The sequence below is a fragment of the Streptomyces sp. NPDC058964 genome (genome assembly GCF_042741275.1).
In the GTDB taxonomy this organism is placed as follows: Bacteria; Actinomycetota; Actinomycetes; order Streptomycetales; family Streptomycetaceae; genus Streptomyces.
The window spans coordinates 3,808-6,031 of record NZ_JBHYKH010000535.1; the positions used below are offsets into that span (position 1 = coordinate 3,808).

General features: G+C 71.1%; 2 protein-coding genes. One reads left to right on the forward strand and one right to left on the reverse strand.

The features are described 5' to 3' along the window. On the reverse strand, positions 1–1,653 hold a 1,653-nt coding region (locus ACFW2E_RS39450; RefSeq protein ID WP_384474672.1), incomplete at its 3' end, for a hypothetical protein. Positions 1,654–1,873: 220 nt separating this feature from the next. Between ACFW2E_RS39450 and ACFW2E_RS39455 the strand changes: the two genes are divergently transcribed. Further along, a partial coding sequence (locus ACFW2E_RS39455) for a GNAT family N-acetyltransferase (protein ID WP_384474675.1) occupies positions 1,874–2,224 on the forward strand: 351 nt, incomplete at its 3' end.

Genomic DNA, 2,224 nt, shown 5'->3' on the forward strand with positions numbered 1-2,224 from the left:
TCTCGCCGGCACCCCCCCCGCCCACCCCCGCCGACCCCCCCCCCCCCCGCGCCCGCCCGCGCCCCCCCCCACGGCCGCGGCGCGGCCGGGTTCCGGGACGGACTGGAGCATCATCCGTTCGACGTCGTCCGCGCTCGCCCGGAACGAGGACGTGGTCAGCCGGTCCAGTTCGGCGGTCCGGCCGGCCAGCTCCGCAGCCGCGGAGGGCGCGGGGCGCTCGGCGGAGCGCTGCGCGGCACGGGTGGCGTTCGCGGCGCGGATCATCTCCTGGATCCGGACGTTCGCGGCTCCCGCCAGGGGATTGACCGAGCCGGTCAGCGGGTGCGGCTTGTACAGGAGCCGGACCCCCGGATCGGCCAGGAGGGCGCGGACGATGTTCTCGCCGGCCTCGATGATCGACGTGTTGCCCGGGTTGCCGTCCCAGCCCTCCCAGGTGGGGGCGTAGAGAACCGTGGTGTACGCGCCCGTGGGCGCACCGGCGTACGGCTTGATCGCGTCCAGTTGCGGACGGCCGATCTCCACGACGTCCCGGTCGTCGACACCCACGTTCGCCAGGGCGTACCGCTCGCGCGCCGCCGGACCGGCCACCCACACCTCGTCGTAGGCCTTCGCGTAGGGGTTGCAGCTGGACAGCTTGTCGCTCTCGCCGTGGTTGACGAAGGCGTGCTTGATCGTGGGGATCCGCAGGACCTGCGAGGTCTTGCCCGAGTTCGACGGGTGGATCAGCATCTTCAGCGTGGACTGCTCGAGCCGCATCAGGTCGGCGACCTTCGGCAGACACACGATCGGGATGTCGGTGGACGCGATGTGCCGCACCATGAAGCGCTCACGCAGCACGATCAGCGGACGGCCCTCCAGCCGGGCCAGCGGCTCCAGCCACATGTTCGCCTGGTAGGCCGAGCTCGTGCCGCCGGAGAAGTACATGCCCACCGTCGGCTGGTACTCGGCGAGCCAGCCCTCGAACCACTCCAGCGCCTGCTCGCTCGTCACCGGCTTGCGTCCCGGCAGCAGACGCAGCAGCAGCATGACGATGGACACCACCGCGAACGCGATGGACAGGGCGATTCCCGCGGCGGCCCACCGGCCCGAACCCGTCGCCGCGGTGGCCAGCAGGCCGGCCGTCGAGGGCAGGCCGAAGGTGAGGAGCCGCTGCCCGGCGCGCTGCATCAGCAGGGCCGGGAGAGCGGGGCTCAGCCGCAGCGGCGACGCGTCGATGTTCCTGGTCACCAGCGGCAGGGTGCGGCTGCGGCGTACGGCGATCGTGAGGGCCTGGGATCCGAAGTGCAGGGCGTAGAAGACCAGCAGGCCGCAGAGGAGGACCAGGTACCGCTCCTCGTAGAGCTGCTCCTCGATGCGGAGCAGGCCCGTCACCACCAGAAGATCGCGGACGAGCTGGCGCACGGTCACGGTCGCGTGCAGCTTTCCGATGGCGTTGGCCATGCCGCGCTGCCACCGGTGCAGGGCGAAGTCCGCCGCCAGCCCGACCGCGGTGGCGGCCACCAGCAGGGGGAGGCTGGGGAGGAGGGCACCTACGGCCTGACCGGCGAACGACAGGGCGAGCGCCGTGGGCAGGAGTAGGCGTGCCGCTGCGGCGCGCAACCGAGCGGACAAGGGCGATGCTGACACTTCGCGGGCTCCAGGCAAGCTCAACATCCGCGGGCACGGACAGGACGACGGGCACGATCAGACGTTCGCGCCCTGAGGCCGATGCGTACGGATGTTCTTCATAAGTTCAGGTGGTGGGACTTTACCTGTGTGGCGACATCCTTGGCAGGGGGGCTGCCCGGAACGCGGCCACAGAAGGCCACCAGGAGCCTCGTGGCAGGCGTAAACCGGCCACTCGGACCGCACCCCGGCCGATAGCGTGCGCAACATGGCGAACGACGAGATCAGGCAGGCCGGCGCGGCCGACGTACCAGCCGTGAAGGCCGTGACCGACGCGGCCTACCACCACTACATCGAGCGCATCGGGGTCGTCCCGCAGCCCATGCGGGCGGACCACGCGGCGAACGTGGCCGCCGGGATGGTCTTCGTCACAGGGGATCCCGTGACCGGCCTCGTGGTGATCGAGGCGCATCCGGACCATCTCTTCCTGGACAGCATCGCCGTGCGTCCCCACCCCCCCCGGAATGGGGGCGGGCGGCCGCGGGTGGACATAGTCGACGCACCCCCCCGGGTACACAGCCCGCCCCCGGGAAAGCGCAAAACCCAAACCCTTATTTTG